Source organism: Pseudoalteromonas sp. ABE4_541 (assembly GCF_056312285.1).
Genome location: NZ_JBSVEM010000003.1, coordinates 19,584 through 38,890, shown reverse-complemented (window position 1 = coordinate 38,890; position 19,307 = coordinate 19,584). Strand labels below are relative to the sequence as shown.

Genomic DNA, 19,307 nt, shown 5'->3' with positions numbered 1-19,307 from the left:
GGAATAGTAAGACCACAGCACATCATCGCTTTGAAATCTTAAGTGATGTTTAAAACAAGCCAACGTTGCTAGTGAGTAGGCACTAGCGATGATTAACAAAAGGAATCGCACGATGAAAAATGTATTAATCACAGTATCAATGCTCACCATTTCTTCTGCCTCTGTAGTTGCTCAGGCAGGCAGCTCATTTTCGATGTTAGATGCCGATGCTGATGGCGCCATCAGTTTAAGCGAATCAAAGGCACTGCCAAGCTTAATGTCTCAATTTAAAGACCTAGATAAAAACGCTGACGGTGTTTTAAGCGCTGAAGAGTTTGCTGAGTTTAAGGCTAAGTAATTAGCAGCGAATTAAATAACCCAACATAGGTTGGGAGATATAAATACAAATAACTGGAGTACAACATGAAACTAACACACGTATTTGCACTGACGTTCGCCTCTCTTATGAGCGCATTTGCTTTGGCATCAAGCACCTCATTTGAGTCATTAGACGCAAATAACGATGGCGTCATAAGCCCGACTGAAGCGCAAGTTTCATCAGCGCTTGCAAGCCAGTTTAGAGAGCTAGATGCAAACAAAGACAACGAACTATCACCTGTAGAGTTCGCACATTTTAAACAGTAGGAGAATGAGCCATGAAAACACTAAACGTAACACTGACATCACTTGTATTACTCGCGAGTACTTCAGCAATGGCTGGCCAATTTAGCGACTTTGATAGTAACAAAGACGGCATGATCAGCAAAAGCGAAGCGGCAGCCTCAGAAAGCTTGATGGCCGTTTTTGATGAGCTTGATGCAAACAAAGATGGTGAGTTGTCGCCAGAAGAGTTTAACAAGTAATCCCTAGAGAGTCTTATCTCGTCCAAAGCCCAGCTCGTTCTGGGCTTTTTTTGTGGTGTGTACCAATTAGAATTTGCGACGATTCAACGAGAAGGTCACTTCAGCTTCACCCGTATTAAGGTTAAATGAATTTAGTTTGCCTGAACAAATCGCTTTATCGCGGTAAGAGCCACCTTCACTTTCTGCAATGACATTTTGTGGCAACATGTTACCACTTCTGTAATCTTTCATGACAACAAAGCGAAAATGACATTTAGGTCCAATTGAACTGGTGCCAAATCGGTACTCTAGGTCTACAAGACGCACAACGGTTGGGTAATTACTATAAACACTAAATCTGTCAGTGCCTTTACCTGCTACCTGGTTGAGTGGCTCTGGTGCGTAAGTAGATGCTTCTACGTCTTTATCAGTTAGATAGATTGTGTCACTGCTTGTATCATTTTTAATATTAACTTTAATGTTTGCCAATGCTGATTGACTTAATAACGCAGCGGATAATAACAAAATACCTTTTTTGAACATAAATAATTCCTTTAAGTTTTATCTGAATAATAACTGCCTGGTTCATAAGCAGTTACCATCGATAATATACCACTACGTTCCTGTTTTATAGAAATATCAGCGACGAGAAGATCTTCTTTCTTAATTACATTACCTAGCTGTCCAGATTTTAAACCAAGCTGTTTGCCAAGTTCTTCCATCTCTTTTTGCATTTGAGGGAGGATTTGGTTTTTAACTTTTTGTGCCGCTTGAGCGTATCGTTCGCGTTCTTCTGGTGTCGCGGCTGATTTAGACATCTGCTCATATTCCTGTATATCATTTTTGGCGCCATTAACATCACCAACTCGGCCGTTGTAGCCAAAGTAGATGTCCATAATGTTTCTAGATATCTGTTGCATGTTCTCCTCCTTGGACAACGAAATTAAATTAGAATAGCTAAAGCAATATTAATGCCTAGAAGATTTTTATGTTAGTCTTTTATTCTGTTGTTAAATGCGCATTAATTTTATTTTTTAATTAAATTGCAAATAACGGGAGAAATTAGTTTAAGTGTAGCTTATTGCCGGTGAGCTTATTCTATTTTATGTTTTATAAAAACAACAACGCAGCAAAACTTGCATGCGCGCAAGTTTTGCAGAGCCTGTGACTAATAAATTGTTAGCATTGGATTGTACACCAGACCCTTAAGGGCTTTGGACGACCACACTTCGCATTATTATCGAGTGTCTTTTTAAATCTCTATCGTGGATTTAGCTCAGGGATCTTTGGCTGACCGTGTTGTTGATTTGCTAGAAGGAAGGCTAGATAGGGGGGGCGAATTGGCAAGTTGTCTTATCCAAACCTCGTTGCACGTAAACTCACATTACTTGCTAGCACGTCTGCAATGGCAGGCCAATTTAGCGACGTTGATAGCAACCAAGATGGCATGATCAGCAAAAGTGAAGCAGCAGCTTCAGAAAGCTTGCTAGCCGTATTTGATGAGCTTGATGCAAACACAGACGGTGAGTTGTCACCAGAAGAGTTTAACAAGTAACCCCTACCCTAGGAATGTTATTACAGCCCACAAGCCCAGATCGCTCTGGGCTTCTTTGTGCTTCTTTTACTCCACAAACAAGTTGTAAATGATTAGATAATCTTAATCTAAAAGCTAAACTAAGCGGCAAATTGGCAAGAGACAGTGCCTAAACAGTTGCCTATCGCCTTCCTGATGGAGGTCAGGAGCGCCTAAACAAACGTACCACTTTTTGCTATTTCCGTACTTCTGAGGCATGTAAATGGAGTGAAAATAGTGACTTAAATTGGAATGCTAATTGCTGATTTAATGACGCTTAACACAGCAACCAGTTTAAGGATTAAATATGAATACTCAAGGGATCAGTAATTATAATCAGGTTTACCAAACGAATCAGAGTGTTAGCAAAGCACACTCTGGAATTAATCATGACAGCGGCAAGGTGCAAGGGCAGGAAATTGCCAAAGCACCAATGCATGCCGCCGGCAGAGAGTTTGATTTTTCGAATATGACGTTGCAAGAACAATCAAATGCCGCTCAGGCTTTGTATGATCAAGGTTATCTTACAATGGGTGAAATGGCCTTTATGACTGGCCGTTATGGTTTGATACAACATGATGGACAGCTCGGCGGTACTACACTTGTGCAAGCTAACAGTGAACGTTTCAATGTAATTGGCAAAATGAAAGAGGGGTTAGCTGATGTGAAGTCGCAAGGCCAAGCAACAGGCGATGTCATTAACAATTACAATACTTTGATCCGCAAGCTTGAAGTTTACCAATATGGCTTTAGTGCGAGCGCCTGATTAGATGCTCGTCTTCTTTATTGTATGGAGTTTAGATATTAGCGTTTTGCTCGTCGACGTTTTGTTAAATCCGTGATTTGGCCATTTACCGCCGTGGGTATCGCAGTTGCTAGAGCTTGATGAACCGCCAAATTGACTTTGCTGCGAGTATAAAAATGCGATCTACCCAGTACTTTGGTGTTTGTTTGCGTGACTAAGTCGGTAATTTGCCCATTTACTGAAGTTTGCGTAGCCATAATATAGTTCCTTTAAAATCGTGGACTAAAAGTATAGAAGAGGTTGCGCTACCCAGTGCTTACAACGTGTTACATCGGGTTTAGAACTAGCAGAAATTTGTTTGGCTGACATTCAGCTCTGCCGTATTTTATAGATTGGAAAAGCTGTAGGCGTCTTCAGATAACTTGATTTGGAAGAGTCATTTTAGGAAAGAAAAAAGCTTTGCATCAGCAAAGCCTTATTGAATGACCCAATTAGAAGCGGTAAGTGATATTTGCGCTTGCTTGAAATTGGCTGAGTGAATCGTTGTCGAAGTGCCAGCCACAGGTGTCTACCGTTTCTGGATCATTGTCACAGCTCACCGCCGACTTGTTTTTTACGATGGTCGCAACCCATCTTACCTCAGTGCCAACGCTAAAACCTGCACCCAACTGGTAATCAAGACCTGCGAACAAGCCCGTTGCAAAAAATGTATCTTCATCGACAAAGTTCGTGGTGATACGGTTTGCACCAAGCTGCGCGCCCACATAGGTGTACAGATTATCTGTTATAGGGCGGTAAACCGCACTTTGGAACAATAACAGCTCTGAATCGACTTTATGCTGCGGGCTATTTTCTAGCTCGCTTTCAAAGTAGCTGTAGTAAATACCGTATTTTGCACCATCGATATGCTTATCAACACTCACTGCAAAGTGCACGTCATCGGCCAGCTCATGCTTTTGACCTTTGCTGGTGGTGAGCTTTTGGCTGACAGTTTGCCCAGCGTACGCCGTAATACCAATATCCGCGAAGCTAGAGGCTGAAAAAAGCGCGGCAGTTACAACCACGCTTGAGAGTAATTTTTTCATGAGACTTCCTTTTAATGCGGCCAAAAAGCAGCCGCGATACCTGATTATGAGCTAAGCGCAATTCTACATTAAATATTAGATATATAAACCTTGTAGGCTGTCATATACTGATACTGTGAGAATTCAACATTGTAATTACTTGTGTTGCTAGATATACATAAAGGTTGATATCTATATAATTTCATTCAGCCCCCAAGAGAAGAGTAAACTAGTGATATGAAGGTAATGTAAATGATCCCTTTACTTGATGTTAGGTTCTCTAATCATTGGGAAAATTTCAGGAGAGCTTACTGATTTTAAAGAGCCTAGCTTTTTATACCCCAATCGCTCATAAAACGGTAAGTTTTTGAGGTTGGTAGACTCAAGGTATGTAGGTATATTCTGTGCGTCTGCTTTCGCTATTTGTGCGAGCATTAATTTAGTACCAATTCCTTTATCGCTGTGGATTGGGTCAGTTCCAATTAGGGGCAGATACCAAACAGGCTCTAAGGGGTGGAACTTTTCCATTTTTTCAAATAACTCGTAAACCTCTCCTTTCTTTTGCTCACATTGGACAGTGCTTTCTATAGAGTCTATTATTGCGTTTTCGTCGATATTCTGGCCTGGGGCAACCCATGCTGATACGCTCAAGTAGTCTCCGATCATGTATGCATTTTCTGTCTGGATTGACGTTTTTGCAAATGCACTCGCGAATATGGGGTAGCATTGTAGAAACTTTTGAACGTCAGGGTAGAGCCATCTCGAGATCGGGTCACTAATGAATGCAGTGGTGAGAACTTTAATCGCTTTACTTTCTGATATTTTATTTGTAATTTCTAGCATTATAATACTTTCCATAATCTATTGTTAATCGCTTCAGTTTGAAGGGTTTTTAACTCTGTTGGTGTCAAAGCTTCCCATAATTTACTGACCTCACGGTACCTATTATAATTTTCTTTGCAATCATCTGAGTGTTGTAAGGAAACTAATTTGTCAATGACTCTACTATTAGCTTCTGCACGTAAATCAATAATGTCAATTTTTGTGTGGTCTGTGAAACGAGTTTCCTGAACTGTCATATTTAATGGGAAATTATTAGAATAAATAGGTGACCAAATTAGAGGGCCAAAGGTTCCCCCTAGTAAAAGGTTCCCATGTGAATATATTACTCTAATGCTATGTCCAACCGGGCAATCTGAACTGTCGTCATTTTCATTTATCCAGTTTTGGTAATTTATTGAAATTGAGAAGCTGTCAGTTCTCAAAATAAATGTATAATAAAGTTCAGAAGATTTTATTACATTTTTTATTATTAAATTTTGTAAAGGTGTAATAAGAGAAAGAATGGAAAGTGCAGAATAAAGTGTTCGTCGATTTGCTGTTATTTCAATATTTTCAATGGTGCTCTGCTCTGCGATTTCTATTGTTTTGTTAATGAAGTCTCTTACCGGTTTTGTTTCTGAAAAGTGAGAGTTAAGAATGAACGGTATTCCAAAATTTTCTGATGCCGATATAACTTGAGTGATATCGTTGAAAGAAATTGGGTGTTCTATAATAACTTTTTTTCCAATTTCCATAAATTGATTTGCTAATATAGGGTTTGCTATAAGCGAAGTCGAAATTATTGCTAGATCAATCGCTTCGAAGTCAGAGTGCCAATCTGAATACAGTGGAACATTATTTTGAAGTGCGAGGTTTTTTGAGGTATCACTTCCTCGAGAAAATACGCCATATAAAGACCTTTCTTTATTTAAGTCTATGGCGTCAATGTAGACTCGACCATAATTAGAACCACATAATAATATTTTGTAGCTATTTTCTTTCATAAGTATAATTCAAGTGGGTTTAATTCTTGTTCATCCAATTTTTTTACCAACCAGTTCTGGGTTACAGGTACTTGATATAAACGTTTATTTGCATACCTTGGCCAGAAGTGGCATAAGCCAGGTGCTATGACCTTTAGTGTTTTTAATGGCGCAACAGGAGAACTGTAATCAACGACACAAACTTCAATGTCTCGTTTTGCTAGTTGCTCAACAATAGTGCTTATTGCACTTCGAATTTTGGGTTCATATTGTAATTTTTTTACTGGTTGAGTATTGTTTGCTGGGTACAAAAATGGGCTATGTTTAATTTTCTTAAAATCGAACGGCCCAGTAACTTTATCTTTTATTGTGATCAATTGATAAAGCTCGGTTAAACTTCTAGAAAGTGCAATTTTTTCTTCTAGATGGCACCCGAAGCCTAATAGGATCTCCTTAGTCTGCTTATGTTCAGCTACACCAACAATACAGTTTATTCCTATGTCGTTAGTCACATCTAATGCCCAATAGGACCATTCTTGCCCAATTACCTCTTCAAATATTTGTAATTCATCGGCATTTAGAATTTCCAAATTTACCGAAGGCCTCGGAATTTGGTTATACCACCAGATGGAAACCGCATCTCTTTCAACCAGTTCTAATAACCCTTGTAATACCGCTTCATCATGAGTGTAGCCAGATGCATTACCGTTATGGCAATACATGGAGTATTTTGCATCGTCGAATGGGGTATTCGCAAAGCAATAGGCGCTTGGGAAGTAAACACTTTCCTTGCTTGTAAGCGACCATCCTTTAGTCCAGTGTATAGACTCTCTATAATCATACTTCTCAACCCATTGTGGATTTCTTAGTGATTTAGAATCATACAATTCAAAGCAGCCATATTGAATTTGACTAAATTGAGATAGTTGTTGCGGCAGAAAAAACCGATATTCAAGCTGATCTGTCGTTGCATATAAAGTGCTGATAGATTTTCGGTATTGGCCTAATTTTCTCTCTAGAGCTTCTCCTAGAGCACTACACTTTGATTGTTGATTGGATAAGCCTTTACCTAAACCTAGTTCTACAAAACTATCAGAATCAATATGTTTTAAACCATATGGAGATTTAAAATATGCTGTTTGGTAGATGCTCAGAGCATCGTTTTCAACGACGCTGTCCAGCGTGCTTATCAAACCTATTATAGGGCTAACGAATGGTTCTATAAGTGAAATAGTCTCTTCGCGGCTAATTGTGCGATACCCGCCATCTTTATCCGCTATAGGTTCTGGGTTACAAGTCTCCTTATTGCTAGTCAATAAGGGTTGTATCGGGAAATGCTGACAACTTTCGTGTTGATTGAGTAAGTGTACAGACTCTTTCTTTTCTATCAGCTCAAATAAATAATTGAATTGTTTTTTACTTATTATCTCAGTCGCTTTGTTTATTATGCTGTCGATGTTTTTTTGGGCATAAAAAGTTGGCGGAGATGGTAAGCTTCCACATTTATCTAAAACCAATTGATATACGGGTTTGTTTTCTAACAAATAAGACTGTAAACAGTGAATGCAAGGTGAAACGTTATTTTCTTTATGAAGAAGAGGACCAACATATTGCCTTTCACCAAATGGTTTAATCAATAATACATCAGAGTTTGAACCTTCGATAACTTTCGGTAATTTAGGGTTGAGATAATCATCAACTATTATAATTGTGAGTTCATGCTCAAACAGCTCAGTGCTAAGAGCGTCAACAAGATACTTTATGAATAAAGCAGGAGCCAGTGAGGTTAACGTGATCATTTGCAATTTTGATGATACTTTATCTGTAACCAAAGTGGGCTCGGGCACTAAGTACGGCTCTATAATATCATTATAAGTGATTAAACCATCCGATTCTAACCTTTCAATTTCTCGAAGCTTTTTCATTTGCGAAATGAAGCAAGATTCATGAAATATGTAATCTGAAATCGTTTTGCCTTGTTGAATACAATCGTTAACTCGAGTGTAAGTTTCCCGCTGTAACTTTACAAAGTCATTCTCAGAAACGAAAAAAACGCCTAAGTTCTCGATATCATATATCGAGAACTTTTTACTCCAACTAAAACTTCTATTACGCATATTAAGAGCAAGTGAAAGGATATGCTGGCCCAGTAGCATTGTAGCGAGCAAGAGCCATTGTGACGTCGCCAACATCTCTTAAATCAGGAGAGTGAGGAACTTCAATTGTAGTTAAATTTAAAATTTCTGTGTTTTTACTAAAAATGTCTTTCCAATTTTTTGTATCAAAAAGTTGAGACTCTGGAGAAAGGATTCTGATATTGAAGACCCAAGGGCAATAGTAATCGAAATGTTCTTTAAAAATTGCTTTTATTTCAGAATCGTACTTTTTATTGAAGTGTGAAATTTCTTTTGAGTATTTTTTGTCTTTATTTCCTGTTAACTCATCTGCGTTTTCTAGAATATAGTTTAATTCATGGATGCTATTTAAATCTGATATGCCTAGATCTTGGAAAATAGTGGTTTCTGTAAATACTCTATTGGCATAATCAAGTTTGTTCTTTAGGTCTTTATTATCCCACAAAATTGCAATTAGCTTCATGATCACAGCACCAAAACCTAAAAATGCATCTTCTGAAAGCCCAAGATTGTAGCTATTGCCTGAAGGGTCTCGGTCTACGTCCATTGTATTGTAGTAATCTAATGTTGAATCACCAAAACGAAAATCTTCTAATTCTTCTAAGCGAATGTTATATTTTTCCACTTGAGGTCTATCATTATGCTCATTCAACAACTCTCTTGCTGATTTTGAATGGCCGAAGAAGCTTGGGAAATTTTGATAATACTGAGTTAGAACTTCAGCTTTAATGTATTCAAATTCAGCTTCGCTATTTATATCATTTTTAAAGTCTTCTTTACTTAAGCTGGTTGGAAGAGATAGGTACAAAGCCTCTGTGTTAGGCTTTGTCCACTGATTATCCCCGTAATAATTCCATCTTGCGGTTGGCTTAATTATTTGGATGCCAAAATTTGCAAAGTCGTTAGAGGCACCAAACTCTTGCAAGAAAAATTTCTGAAGATTTGATGGTGAAAGTAGCTCCAAAAATGGTCTTAGTAATCCATTGGCTTTTATGATCTTTATAACTTCTTCAAATGTGTTTGAATCAGATTTATGAACTATATCATTGACCTTTCTTATGTTATTAAGTGCCATATTTGGAGTGTTGTTGCTTTCAGGTATTATTTTTTCAAATACATCGCTAGGTGACTTTATTATATTTTCGCTATAATTTGTTTCGTTGTTCCATATTGATGAAATTGTTCTCATGAATAGTAATCTAAGGTTTATTATTTCATCATTTAAATCAAATTTTTTATTCATTTTTTATCCTTTTCAGTTCTCATATCTTCTATTGAAGATTTAAGTTCATCTAATTTGTTAAGGTAATATCTTTGCTCTAATCTTTTGCATTGAATAATGCAATCATTTATTATTTCCCTTGCCTTTTTAAAATCCTTTAATTTAATATGAGTTTTTGCATAATGTGATTGGTAATGATATGTAGAAAATAAGCTGTTATTATCGTATAGGGTTTTTAATGCACCATCCATATTGTCGAATTGAGATTTCGCCCAATCAAACTGCATTAAGGTGTATGCTTTATAAATAGGTAAGTTGTATTGTTCAAACACGTCCAAAAGATATATGCAATTTTTTTCCACCAACTCTGAATTGTCTAAATGTATATTTACCTCATTATCATACATTAAAGCTAATCCAATACTAGGAATATGATTGAGCTGCTTGGCTACTCTGACAGATTCAGAAGATAGTTTTTCTGCAAATTCCAGGTTTCCATTTAACGCGTGCGCTTGCGCAAGAAGTGATTTAGCGAAGATGTAGATATTGAATCCAAAAATTGACTCATGACCTTCCTGTGAGTGTGATTTTGATTCAAAGCTTTCAACGCACTCATTAATATGTTTTTCTACAACTTTTAAATAACCATTTCTTCCTCTTGAAAAATGATAAAATGCGGAAGCGCAATGAAAAGCTGCACGATTGATATCGTCTGCTTTATTTAAACTGTTTTTCATTTTTGCCAAAACTAACTCGGTTGCGTTGTAATTCGCCGATACTACATCGCTGACTATACGCCACCATAAAAACGTAGCCATTTCATCTAGTTGGTTATTTTCTTCTAAGAGTGTAATTAACTTTGTTAAGTAATCTATTAACTCAGTTGACGCCCAACCTTTATGGCTCATAAGAGAATTGATGAGTATCGTGTACGTTTTCTTTTGGTCGCAGAGACTAGTTTCTTTAGAAAAGTGCTCTTCAGCGGTTTTGGCTAGATGTATTGCTTCTTTCGATGCGAGTTTTATTTGCGATTCCTCTGCCGCAAGCAGGCTAAATTCAATGGTTTTCGTGCTATTACCTGCTCGAACGTAATGTGCCGCAACTAAGGAATAATCCGGATGTTTAGATTGAGTCGCTGATATGAGTGATTTAGCAACTGTTTCATGTAAATCTTTGGCAGCGTTAGTATCTAGCGAATCATAAGCCGCATCTCTCACCAGAGCGTGTTTAAAGATATAGCTATCGTTATCAACTCGGCGTTGGTGAATGATTAAGTCGTTGTCCATCAGCTCTTTTAAGTCGTTTTGAATTTGGTTTTCGCTGAGTGGTGAAGCGGCGACGAGTAGGTCGTATTCAAATTCACGGCCGATGGTGGCGGCAAGCTGTGCGGTTTCTTTGGCAAATTGCAGGCTGTCGAGTTTTTGCTGGAGTGATTCGCGCAAACTGCTGGGTACTTGATCGAGTTTATCTGGGTTCACAAAGTCAATGTTGTTAGCGCTGTCAGCGACTAGCCCTTTTTGTTTTAGCATGCCGACTAGCTCTTCGATAAACAGTGGAATGCCGTCGGTGCGGCTCACCAGTACGTCGAGTACATTACGCGATACGCTATGGCCGTCAAACAGTTTTACAATAAAGTCTTCCGTGGCTTGCTCGGTCAGCTTTTTCAGGTTCACTTCAAGCAGGGTTAAATCTTGAAGTTCTGTGGGGACGTTTTGGCGCGATGTGCTAAGCAAAACGTGGCCTTGTGTGAGCTTTTGTGCAAAGTGATGCAAGAATTCTAATGTTGAGCTGTCTGCCCAGTGAATGTCTTCCACAATGTAGAGCTTGTGATCACTGAGGCTATGTTGGTCAGTTAACAGCAAGGCACTTAAGCTTTCGAACAAGAGTTCTTTTTGTGCATCGGGCGCAAGTGCAGAGGGTTGTAGCTTGTCGCCTAGCTCTATATTCAACCAAACAAGCAAAATTGGCAGCGCTTGCTCAATGTTAGGCGCATTATTTTGTTTTTCTAGCAATTTGCTGAAAAGCGCAGAGGCTGAGTCCACATCTAAACTGGGTGTGTTATACAAATAACGGATCAGCGTTAAAATAGGGTAGAGCGCGTTGTTTTGGTGCTCAGGTAAACATTGTGCGACCAAATGTTGATATTGCGGCGCGTTGGCTCTGATCTCTTGCAGTAGTCGTGATTTACCAATGCCCGCTTCACCGTGAATATGGGCAATACGGGTTTGCTCATTCTGTTCATTAATAATGGAAAGTGTTTGCTCAAGCTCCGCATGTCGGCCAATCAGTTCGTGATGGTTGCGTGTTCCGCGCATAAAACCAAACGCTTCAACACGGCGCTCACCCATTAAGTTGAAAATGGTAACAGGTTCGAAAATCGGCCCTAACTGCACTTGCCCGTAGGTATTAAATTCTGAATAGGCATCTAAAATTGAGCGAGACTCAAATGTACATAAAATTTGCTTTTCACCAGCTTCACGAGATAGAGCAATGGCAATATTGGCGTTATGTCCTTCTGGTATCGCGTTGGCATAGGTAATAAATACCCCAGTGTGTATCCCAACATGTGCATTTATGGCAACGTTGTGCGCTTCTTGCATTAATGCGTTTCGTTTAGCTAATTCACCCACCATTTCAAGGGCTGTACGTGCGCATAAACGGGTGTCGTTGTCGCTGGCAACCGGGTAGCCAAAATAGAACAAGCAAGTATCGGCTAAGTTACCGACGTGATAGGCGCCGTAACGGGTTGCGATATCAATCAGGTGGTTGCGCTGCGATTTATAAACAGTATCGATAACATCGTAGTCTTTATCGTTGTTATTGAGTGCTTTTACACTCAACCTAACTGCTAAAACTGTCAGTTGCTTTCGCTCAGTGAGCGCAGTGTATTCAACTATGGCGCGATGGTTGGGATCATCATCACGGATCATTACTGTGGTGTCATCAAAACCATGCTTGGCGCTGGCGTCGGCCAGTACACCCACTAAATTTGAGACGTTGATGTTAGCAAGTTCCGAATAAACTTCTGCACCCGTCACCACGCGTTCGGTGGCATTTTTATGCAGCACTCGGCGTAATAATTCGGCAATTGGGTGGCCAAGTAATGCACTTGGAATTGGAATGTGCACGTCACTCAATTGTTTATGATAAATCGAGGCAATACTATTACCCGTTACCGCAGGTAGGCCGGTTAAACACTCTAAATACACCAAACCCCAAACATATAAATCAGATTTCGCAGACGCAGGTTCACCGCGCAATTGCTCCGGCGCACTGTACGATGGCGTACCTAAGGTTTCTTGGGTGAGCGTGAGCGTTTGATAGTCTACCGCGCGGGTATCTTGAGCCAGTGTACCAATACCAAAGTCTAAAATCTTGGCGTAGGTTTTAGCGCCCATTTTGGTCAGCATAATGTTCGCAGGCTTAATATCGCGGTGAATAATCCCTTTGCTATGGGCATGAATGAGTGCATCAAGCACTTGTAGCATCACATCAGTGGCAGTCACTGAGTCTAGCGCATGCTCTGTGGTGAGATGCTCACGCAGGGTAACACCTTCAACAAATTCAAATACGCCGTATAGAATGTCGTCGTTAACTTGTCCTCGATCGAGCAAGCGTACAATATGCGGGTGTTGTAACTGGCTGCTAAGCTCAGTTTCACGCTTAAAGCGTTCAATGTAGCGTTGTTTTTTTTGTTCTTCGCAATGTGGCTCTAATGCTAAAAACTTGATAGCAACCAATTGGTTAGTGTTTTTGTGTTTTGCTTTAAAAACTTTACCAAACCCACCTTCACCTATTTTGTGAATGAGTTCATAGTGTTCAGAGTTAAAGCTTTTAGTGATAAATTCATCTGAAAACTGAGTGAGCGACATAGCCAGATTGTTCCAATCATTATTCTTGTAACCAGTTCCTTTTTGATAACTTCCTAGTTACATTTTAGTTTTGTTTTTTATTTTAAAAGACAAGCCATTTCGCTCTTCCGTGCGCTTGTCGTTAACACTGATATTAACATCAACTTCAGATTATAGCCTACCTTATCGGTCACACTTTAGGGAACTTAAATTATTTTTTTATTAAATTTGGGGACGGCAAGTAAAAAATACTTGCCGTTTTGGGGGAGGTGGTTACTTAAGTTTGATATTGATTTTATCAATAGTTGCATGTGTTTTTGCGTATGCACGGCTACCTGATGCATAACGAGCATCAACGGTACCGTAACGTTTACGCTCAAATTCAAATTTTACGCTACAGTTGTAATTGCTGTTTAATTCAGGGTCATTGAATAGGCCAATTGCTTCAAAATCGATGGATTTTTGCCCGTCATCTTGAATATCACTAAATGTGTAGGCACTGGTGATCTCTTTATCACCTCGTTTACAAGTGCTCAAAAGCTGAAGATTTAAAGATTGATCACCTGAGATTTTTAGCGCTTTGGTCCAGTTCACTTCAACAATTTCATCGACTGAAAATGTTTGCTCTTTTTGTGGTGCCAACGTCATGATTGGCTCTGGTAATGTAACCGTACTCGTGAGTGTTACATTGTCTTTGGCGCGATAAAGCTTCACATCGTACTTAGTATCAGCTTGATAGTATGGAAAAGTAGCACGGTAGTCGATATCAAAAAAGTCGACGTCTTTATCCATGTCTTTGGTCATATTTGCTGAAATTGCACTATTTTTTGCCGTAACCGACAGTTTGTCACCCGATACAAGATTTAGGTTATTGCCGTTGCGGCTGCTCACGTTGAGTTCAGCAATTACGCGGCTATCAGTACCATCAGAAGTAACATAAATATCTGACCAAATTGCTTCTGTTTTTACTAAGTCGGAATTGGTTGTTTCTGATGAACAAGCACTGGCGAGAATACAGCACAGTGTGACTACTCCTAATTTAAATTGTTGCATGCGACATGCGTCCTTAAGATATATAAAAAAGATGGACGAATTTTACGCGTACCTATTAGGGATTTGTAGGCGATATAACAATTAAAAACAATTTAGTACAGATGTTAACAAGGTGTTTTTTAATCAACTGGTAGGGTTATTTGGTTGGGTTTTATTAAACAGTTTATTTCACCTAAATGTTTATTCAGCGTATGTAGCGCTAATTTGAGTTGCTCTTTGTTTAAGCCTTCGTGTGTGCAAAAAAGTTGCACAGTCAACGTAGAAGCCAGTTTTTTGATAGAAGCTTTATGACTTAAAAATTTGAGTTGCGGCAACTGACTTTTTAACTCTTCACAGGCATGTGTAAGCTGCGTGATCAGTTGTTTTTCGAGTCGCTTTTCCGTCTTCGTCATTATTTACTCGCTGCGTAAATCCAACAAGTTTTACCAGAAGCTAAATGAGCTTGAACACGTACATAGTCATCTACTTCGTAGTTATCGGCTTGCGTTAACTCGTCATCAGTCAAGAAAAAAACAGTCCCGTCAACACGGTCGCTTGCAACGCCTGTATGGTGTAAAATCGGGTGTATGTCTTTACCACTGCTCGCGATGACTTTTGGGTCGGTGATAGTCACTTCGCCCAATATATAACCCACCAGCGTGTCTTTTTCACCGTCTAATTGACGCCCAAAAGTGTCAACTTGTACTTGCGTTTGTTGCAAGGTGCCGTACGAAAAAAGTGCTTCCATAATTCTTACTAAGCTTATAAATGAGTGTGCAAACTAACAAAAGCCACTCATATATTCAAATATTTAAATGTTTTTCGGGCGGCCAACATCAGGCTTGCTGTAATCACACACGCCATGCGGGAAAATACGCTTTAAGTCATCAATGTTGTTGTCCGTGACTTTATCAGCATAAAGCCCCTGTTGCACGGCAGTTTCAATATCCATCAAGGCGCATTTAAATAGGTCGCCGGCCCAAGGTGCGCCGGCTTCTATGCGGCTGGTGCTATACATAGGAAAGCGTGATTGGCATGCACCATCCTTGTTGCTGTTCCATTGACCGTTAAATACGTCCGAACCTTTCGCATAGATGCTGCCATCTTCGTTGAAACAGGTATCTAACAATTCGCTAGGCTTGGCTGCTAAAATGCCCACAGAAGGCTGTTTTTTAATGTTGAGCAGCCATTTATCCATCATGGCAAAGGCCTGCGCTGTTGGGTCGTGATCTTTATGCGCTACCCAAATAATGTGATTTTGACTGTGCCCATTGGCTTTTTCTATGCGTAAACGGCTATAAAATGACGCCGACATATGATGCATATCAAGCTCATTCTCTAGGTAATGGCGCGCATCAATAATAGGTAAATCGACTTTACCAATAAAGACTTGGCCAGAGCGATACGCCGCTTCCATGGCTTCTAAATCGCCTTGATGCCTAGGTGCCACCCATTGTTCGGTCTCTGTGATGTTATCGCTTCCCCATAAAGACAGCCAAAGTGGCAACTGAGTACCGATGGGTGTCACAATATGCTCTTGGTGCATCTTGCTTTGCTGTTTCCATGCCCCAATATGTGCGTTGATATCTAAAAATTCGTCGAACGAAATTTGGTCGTTTAACAATGCGTGCAAGCCATATTGAACCCCGACGTTGTCCCACGTGCTTCTACCAAAGCCTTGTTCGTCTTTACCAAAAATATGCTGCATATCTTGCCAATAACTCCAATTGGTTTGTTCAACCACGGGGTCAGCAAAAAAGCTACGCAAAAAGCCTTGTCGCGGGTTGTTAATAAACGCAGATAAGCCAAAGTAACCATTTATGCATTCACTATTCCCCTTCGGGAATGAAGGTACGAACCCCGCCATAAGTTGGTTAATAGGCTGCAAAAAACCAGCGCGTTGTGGGAAATCGTTTATGGCATTCATACCTTCTATAAGCCTGCGTCGCTCCCAATCCCGCCAGGCTTTTTTGTTGTCGGCCCTAAACGTGAAGTAATTATTAAGTAAGTCACAATCTAATGCATATGTGGTTTGGGTGATCATATCTGGGTAGCTGTAAAGTGGGAGCAAACCGTCCAATATTCCAGTACTATTTTGTGCTATTAGGTACTGAGCCAAACCGCCACCAGAGCCTCCTATGCCCACAGTATAAAGCGGGTCGCCATATAAACTAGTAAATTGCTTTTTGACTCGCCGCGCAGTATCTTCAGCCAATAGCATGTTATAGGTATAACTGGTTTTGTTACCACTAGAACTGATCACCGCGTAGCCATCAAGTAGTTGTTGAGCTTGACGTTTCATCACCTTCCAGGCGGTTTGTCTGCCTTGGCGATAACCAATGCCTGACCCTCCATTAAATTGATAAATCAAGCGCTTATTCCATTGTGATTGTGCTAGTCGGTCATCAATTTCTGAAGGGTGAATAGGCATGATCAAGGTATAGATAAAGCGGTTAATGGTGCCTCTTTCTACCCTAAATAACGGGCCTTTGTGGGTTAAAGCCTGTTGTTTGGTGAGCTGCTCAGGGCGAGTCAAGTCGGTAATGGTGTAGTACTCGAGTTGTGTTTTGACGCCGCAATCTTTTGAATAACCAATCACGTTACCTTGTTCATTTGTAACCGGCACGCCCAAACCTTGTTGATTATCTACCTCAGGTTGGCCAAGGTTTGAGTCGAGCGTCATACAAAAAAATGGGTATTGATTCGGGCCTGAATATAAGTTGGTGGCAGGCCCAATTTCACCCATTGGAATAGGAAAAGGGTAGGTTTCGTCGGGGCGTTTAACTTGGGAAATATGGGGATGAAAGCTGAGCAATGTATTGGGCGCTGCAGAGGCAATCGCCTTTACCTGTCTATGCTCGTATTCATCTGGGTAGAGTAGTGGCCAAGCAATTGATATAGCGAGAGTAAAAGCTATAAAGCAAGCAACAAACAATATAAGGTACTTTTTCATACACCACCTACCACATGACACCTGTTACTTTAAGTTTAGGGCAGCAAAAATAAGGGCGTTGTTATTACTTTGTGAAATACAGGTAAGCTAATGAGGTATTAAAAAATTTAACAGCTAGACGAAATTAAAATTGTCGATAATGAGCAGGCAATCGCAACATCTTTGATGATTTGTTTACTTTTTTCGGTATGTTTAAAATGATAAAAATGGCCAATAGACTCAGTGACAAATAGTGCTTCAGTTTTTCGCAAATAGCGTGGTTATTTGCAATATCAAAAAAAGAATATGTACCACTTTTCAAGCCTGCGGTACATATTCAAATGCGATTTATCAATAAATGTAACCTTATTAATTGCCAGAGGTTACAACTGCTGAATATGTCCAGGTGCCACCCCATGGTACATTTTGAGGTGCCGTCGTATAATTTAGTGTACCATTCCAGTTTTCATTCACATCATCGAAATCAAGAAACCAATGGCCATCATTTCTTTGATAAATAGAGTAGCCCGAATTATTTGTGTATACGGGTTTTCCATCATAGGCGGTCGTTAAGTTGTAAACCCCGTCTGATATATCTGGATAATGCGCACCACTCATATGAATTTGTTGTGGCCAACCTGTAAATACAGGAGGAACTGATTCTGAAAACTCAGCTAAAACGTTCCACATTTTAGTTATTTCTTGGGCGCTTAAATGTTCTGGCGCCATAACCTCTGAATATGTATCCAAAAATCGTTCTGCACTTGCTTCAGATGAATCATCGTGTTTAACTCTGTATCTATCCCATGACACTCGCAAAGACTGTAGTGTTGAGTATTCACGCAGCGCACTGTCTTGCGCAGATAGGAAGTCTGCGATTGAGTCTAAGTTTGTTGCAAAGTTATAGTTAAACTTAGGGTGAACATCAGATAGCTCAGCGAGTGCTTCAACGAGCCTTTTAAAGCGGTCCATCTCTTGCAGCATGTTAGCATCTAACTGGGCTTTTCTAGCAACGACTTCATTGTGGTAAGTTTGGCTTTTATTAATACTCTGCCTTAACTTATCAATGTGTTCATCTAATGCCGAAGCTTCGCGCGCGCCATCAATGGCGCCAAAGATAGCGTCTATTCCCACTGCTGCAAATATACCAATGCCTGTAGAGGCAAGGGTCGACGTTGTGGCGCTTTCTACAGCAACTTCAGCGGCTACTTCGCTCACTTCTATGCCTACTGTTTCCGTGGTCAACTCCACGCCAACCTCAGCCCCTGCAGTAGCAGCCGTGACACCTGCATCCACTCCGACTTCTGTCATTTCTTCTGCTGCTACTTCGGCAGCTTCTTCACCAGCTTGAAAAATACCTTTATACGCCATTTTACCAAAGTTAATAATGACGCCACCAACTTGTACACCCACAACTAACTCACTAATCGCTTGGCCGACTAGCAACGCTTGATGGATCGTGTCTCCCGTACCATCAGGAAATTCAGTTTCTACTTTATACTGACTCCATTGTTCTTCATTCATTTTGGTTGTGGCATAGACACCCAGTAATACCTGATTTGATGCCAGTGCATCTCTGTATTTATCAAGCTCCTTATTAAATACGATAGATTGGTCTTGGATGTCCATCTGTAAGTCGACGGCGCTTTTGTGCAAATTTTGGATTTCTTTCTTTTTGTGATCTAGATGGTAAATCCAATTATCCCACGGTAACAATCCTGCATTTACGGGCGATGACAGTGTTACTGCGAGGAAGCATGCGGATAGAGAAAATGTTCCAAATTTATAACTTTTTTGCATTGTTTTCAGTCCTTGTGATTGAATTTTTAGTTAACATTAAGTGAATATATTGGTGCATTTAGTTAATAAAATGGACTGTATCAGTGTTTTTTTAGTTCTTCAATAGGGTACGAGGTATTTATTTTGGGGATTTTTTGGGTGATTTTATTGAAATGAAGTTTTTAACGCGTCGATTATGAATAAAATAATTGCAATTTATGCAATTTGTGCAATTCATGAGCTTCAGGAGCTGGCACTGAACGTTGTAACCCTGTATCTAGCGCACTGAGTACAGCTGATAAATTATTGCTGCCATCAAAGATTGTTTTAGACTACATATACAAGCTA

19 protein-coding genes are annotated in these 19,307 nt (G+C 39.8%); 5 read left to right on the top strand and 14 right to left on the bottom strand.

Annotation, left to right across the window (positions count from 1 at the left end):
• The first annotated feature begins 112 nt into the window (after positions 1 to 112).
• The 3 genes from ACW689_RS04165 (at position 113) to ACW689_RS04155 (ending at position 842) form a co-directional block, all read left to right on the top strand.
• Complete coding sequence (locus ACW689_RS04165) at positions 113 to 337, top strand: EF-hand domain-containing protein (RefSeq protein ID WP_476288647.1); 225 nt, start codon at positions 113 to 115, stop codon at positions 335 to 337.
• Between the two features lie 65 nt (positions 338 to 402).
• On the top strand, positions 403 to 624 hold the full coding sequence (locus ACW689_RS04160; protein WP_476288646.1) for an EF-hand domain-containing protein: 222 nt from the start codon (positions 403 to 405) through the stop codon (positions 622 to 624).
• A gap of 11 nt (positions 625 to 635) precedes the next feature.
• Positions 636 to 842, top strand: a complete 207-nt coding sequence (locus ACW689_RS04155) for an EF-hand domain-containing protein (protein WP_476288645.1) — start codon at positions 636 to 638, stop codon at positions 840 to 842.
• 66 nt (positions 843 to 908) lie between these two features.
• Here ACW689_RS04155 and ACW689_RS04150 read toward each other — a convergent pair whose 3' ends face one another.
• Both ACW689_RS04150 and ACW689_RS04145 read right to left on the bottom strand, forming a co-directional pair.
• Entirely contained in the window at positions 909 to 1,364 is a 456-nt protein-coding gene (locus ACW689_RS04150) for a hypothetical protein (protein WP_476288644.1), read from the bottom strand.
• An 11-nt stretch (positions 1,365 to 1,375) separates the two neighbouring features.
• Entirely contained in the window at positions 1,376 to 1,741 is a 366-nt protein-coding gene (locus ACW689_RS04145) for a hypothetical protein (protein ID WP_476288643.1), read from the bottom strand.
• A 428-nt stretch (positions 1,742 to 2,169) separates the two neighbouring features.
• On the opposite strand from ACW689_RS04145, the gene ACW689_RS04140 reads away from it, so the two are divergent.
• Positions 2,170 to 2,376, top strand: coding sequence for an EF-hand domain-containing protein (locus ACW689_RS04140; RefSeq protein ID WP_476288642.1), 207 nt, complete (start codon positions 2,170 to 2,172; stop codon positions 2,374 to 2,376).
• Positions 2,377 to 2,701: 325 nt separating this feature from the next.
• On the top strand, positions 2,702 to 3,160 hold the full coding sequence (locus ACW689_RS04135; protein ID WP_476288641.1) for a hypothetical protein: 459 nt from the start codon (positions 2,702 to 2,704) through the stop codon (positions 3,158 to 3,160).
• 38 nt (positions 3,161 to 3,198) lie between these two features.
• Here ACW689_RS04135 and ACW689_RS04130 read toward each other — a convergent pair whose 3' ends face one another.
• The 12 genes from ACW689_RS04130 to ACW689_RS04075 form a co-directional block, all read right to left on the bottom strand.
• Positions 3,199 to 3,396: a RebB family R body protein gene (locus tag ACW689_RS04130; RefSeq protein ID WP_476288640.1), complete on the bottom strand. Its 198-nt coding sequence runs from the start codon at positions 3,394 to 3,396 to the stop codon at positions 3,199 to 3,201.
• Positions 3,397 to 3,630: 234 nt separating this feature from the next.
• Positions 3,631 to 4,224, bottom strand: a complete 594-nt coding sequence (locus ACW689_RS04125; RefSeq protein WP_476288639.1) for a hypothetical protein — start codon at positions 4,222 to 4,224, stop codon at positions 3,631 to 3,633.
• 240 nt (positions 4,225 to 4,464) lie between these two features.
• Positions 4,465 to 5,046, bottom strand: coding sequence for a GNAT family N-acetyltransferase (locus ACW689_RS04120; protein ID WP_476288638.1), 582 nt, complete (start codon positions 5,044 to 5,046; stop codon positions 4,465 to 4,467).
• The gene (locus tag ACW689_RS04115; RefSeq protein ID WP_476288637.1) at positions 5,046 to 6,029 is read right to left on the bottom strand and encodes a Gfo/Idh/MocA family oxidoreductase; all 984 of its coding nucleotides are present in this window, start codon (positions 6,027 to 6,029) and stop codon (positions 5,046 to 5,048) included. The genes ACW689_RS04120 and ACW689_RS04115 overlap by 1 nt, the downstream gene beginning before the upstream one ends.
• Positions 6,026 to 8,164 (bottom strand): YcaO-like family protein, encoded by a 2,139-nt coding sequence (locus ACW689_RS04110; RefSeq protein WP_476288636.1) that lies wholly within the window; start codon positions 8,162 to 8,164, stop codon positions 6,026 to 6,028. Before ACW689_RS04110 ends, ACW689_RS04115 begins: the two co-directional genes overlap by 4 nt.
• Entirely contained in the window at positions 8,127 to 9,386 is a 1,260-nt protein-coding gene (locus ACW689_RS04105) for a hypothetical protein (protein ID WP_476288635.1), read from the bottom strand. Before ACW689_RS04105 ends, ACW689_RS04110 begins: the two co-directional genes overlap by 38 nt.
• Positions 9,383 to 13,237: a TOMM system kinase/cyclase fusion protein gene (locus ACW689_RS04100; RefSeq protein WP_476288634.1), complete on the bottom strand. Its 3,855-nt coding sequence runs from the start codon at positions 13,235 to 13,237 to the stop codon at positions 9,383 to 9,385. The genes ACW689_RS04105 and ACW689_RS04100 overlap by 4 nt, the downstream gene beginning before the upstream one ends.
• Positions 13,238 to 13,489: 252 nt before the next feature.
• Positions 13,490 to 14,269: a hypothetical protein gene (locus ACW689_RS04095; RefSeq protein WP_476288633.1), complete on the bottom strand. Its 780-nt coding sequence runs from the start codon at positions 14,267 to 14,269 to the stop codon at positions 13,490 to 13,492.
• A 119-nt stretch (positions 14,270 to 14,388) separates the two neighbouring features.
• Positions 14,389 to 14,661, bottom strand: coding sequence for a hypothetical protein (locus ACW689_RS04090; protein ID WP_476288632.1), 273 nt, complete (start codon positions 14,659 to 14,661; stop codon positions 14,389 to 14,391).
• Positions 14,661 to 14,996: a gamma-glutamylcyclotransferase family protein gene (locus ACW689_RS04085; protein ID WP_476288631.1), complete on the bottom strand. Its 336-nt coding sequence runs from the start codon at positions 14,994 to 14,996 to the stop codon at positions 14,661 to 14,663. The genes ACW689_RS04090 and ACW689_RS04085 overlap by 1 nt, the downstream gene beginning before the upstream one ends.
• A 63-nt stretch (positions 14,997 to 15,059) precedes the next feature.
• Entirely contained in the window at positions 15,060 to 17,201 is a 2,142-nt protein-coding gene (locus ACW689_RS04080; RefSeq protein WP_476288630.1) for a DUF6351 family protein, read from the bottom strand.
• Between the two features lie 348 nt (positions 17,202 to 17,549).
• Positions 17,550 to 18,980: a hypothetical protein gene (locus ACW689_RS04075; RefSeq protein ID WP_476288629.1), complete on the bottom strand. Its 1,431-nt coding sequence runs from the start codon at positions 18,978 to 18,980 to the stop codon at positions 17,550 to 17,552.
• Between the last annotated feature and the right edge of the window lie 327 nt (positions 18,981 to 19,307).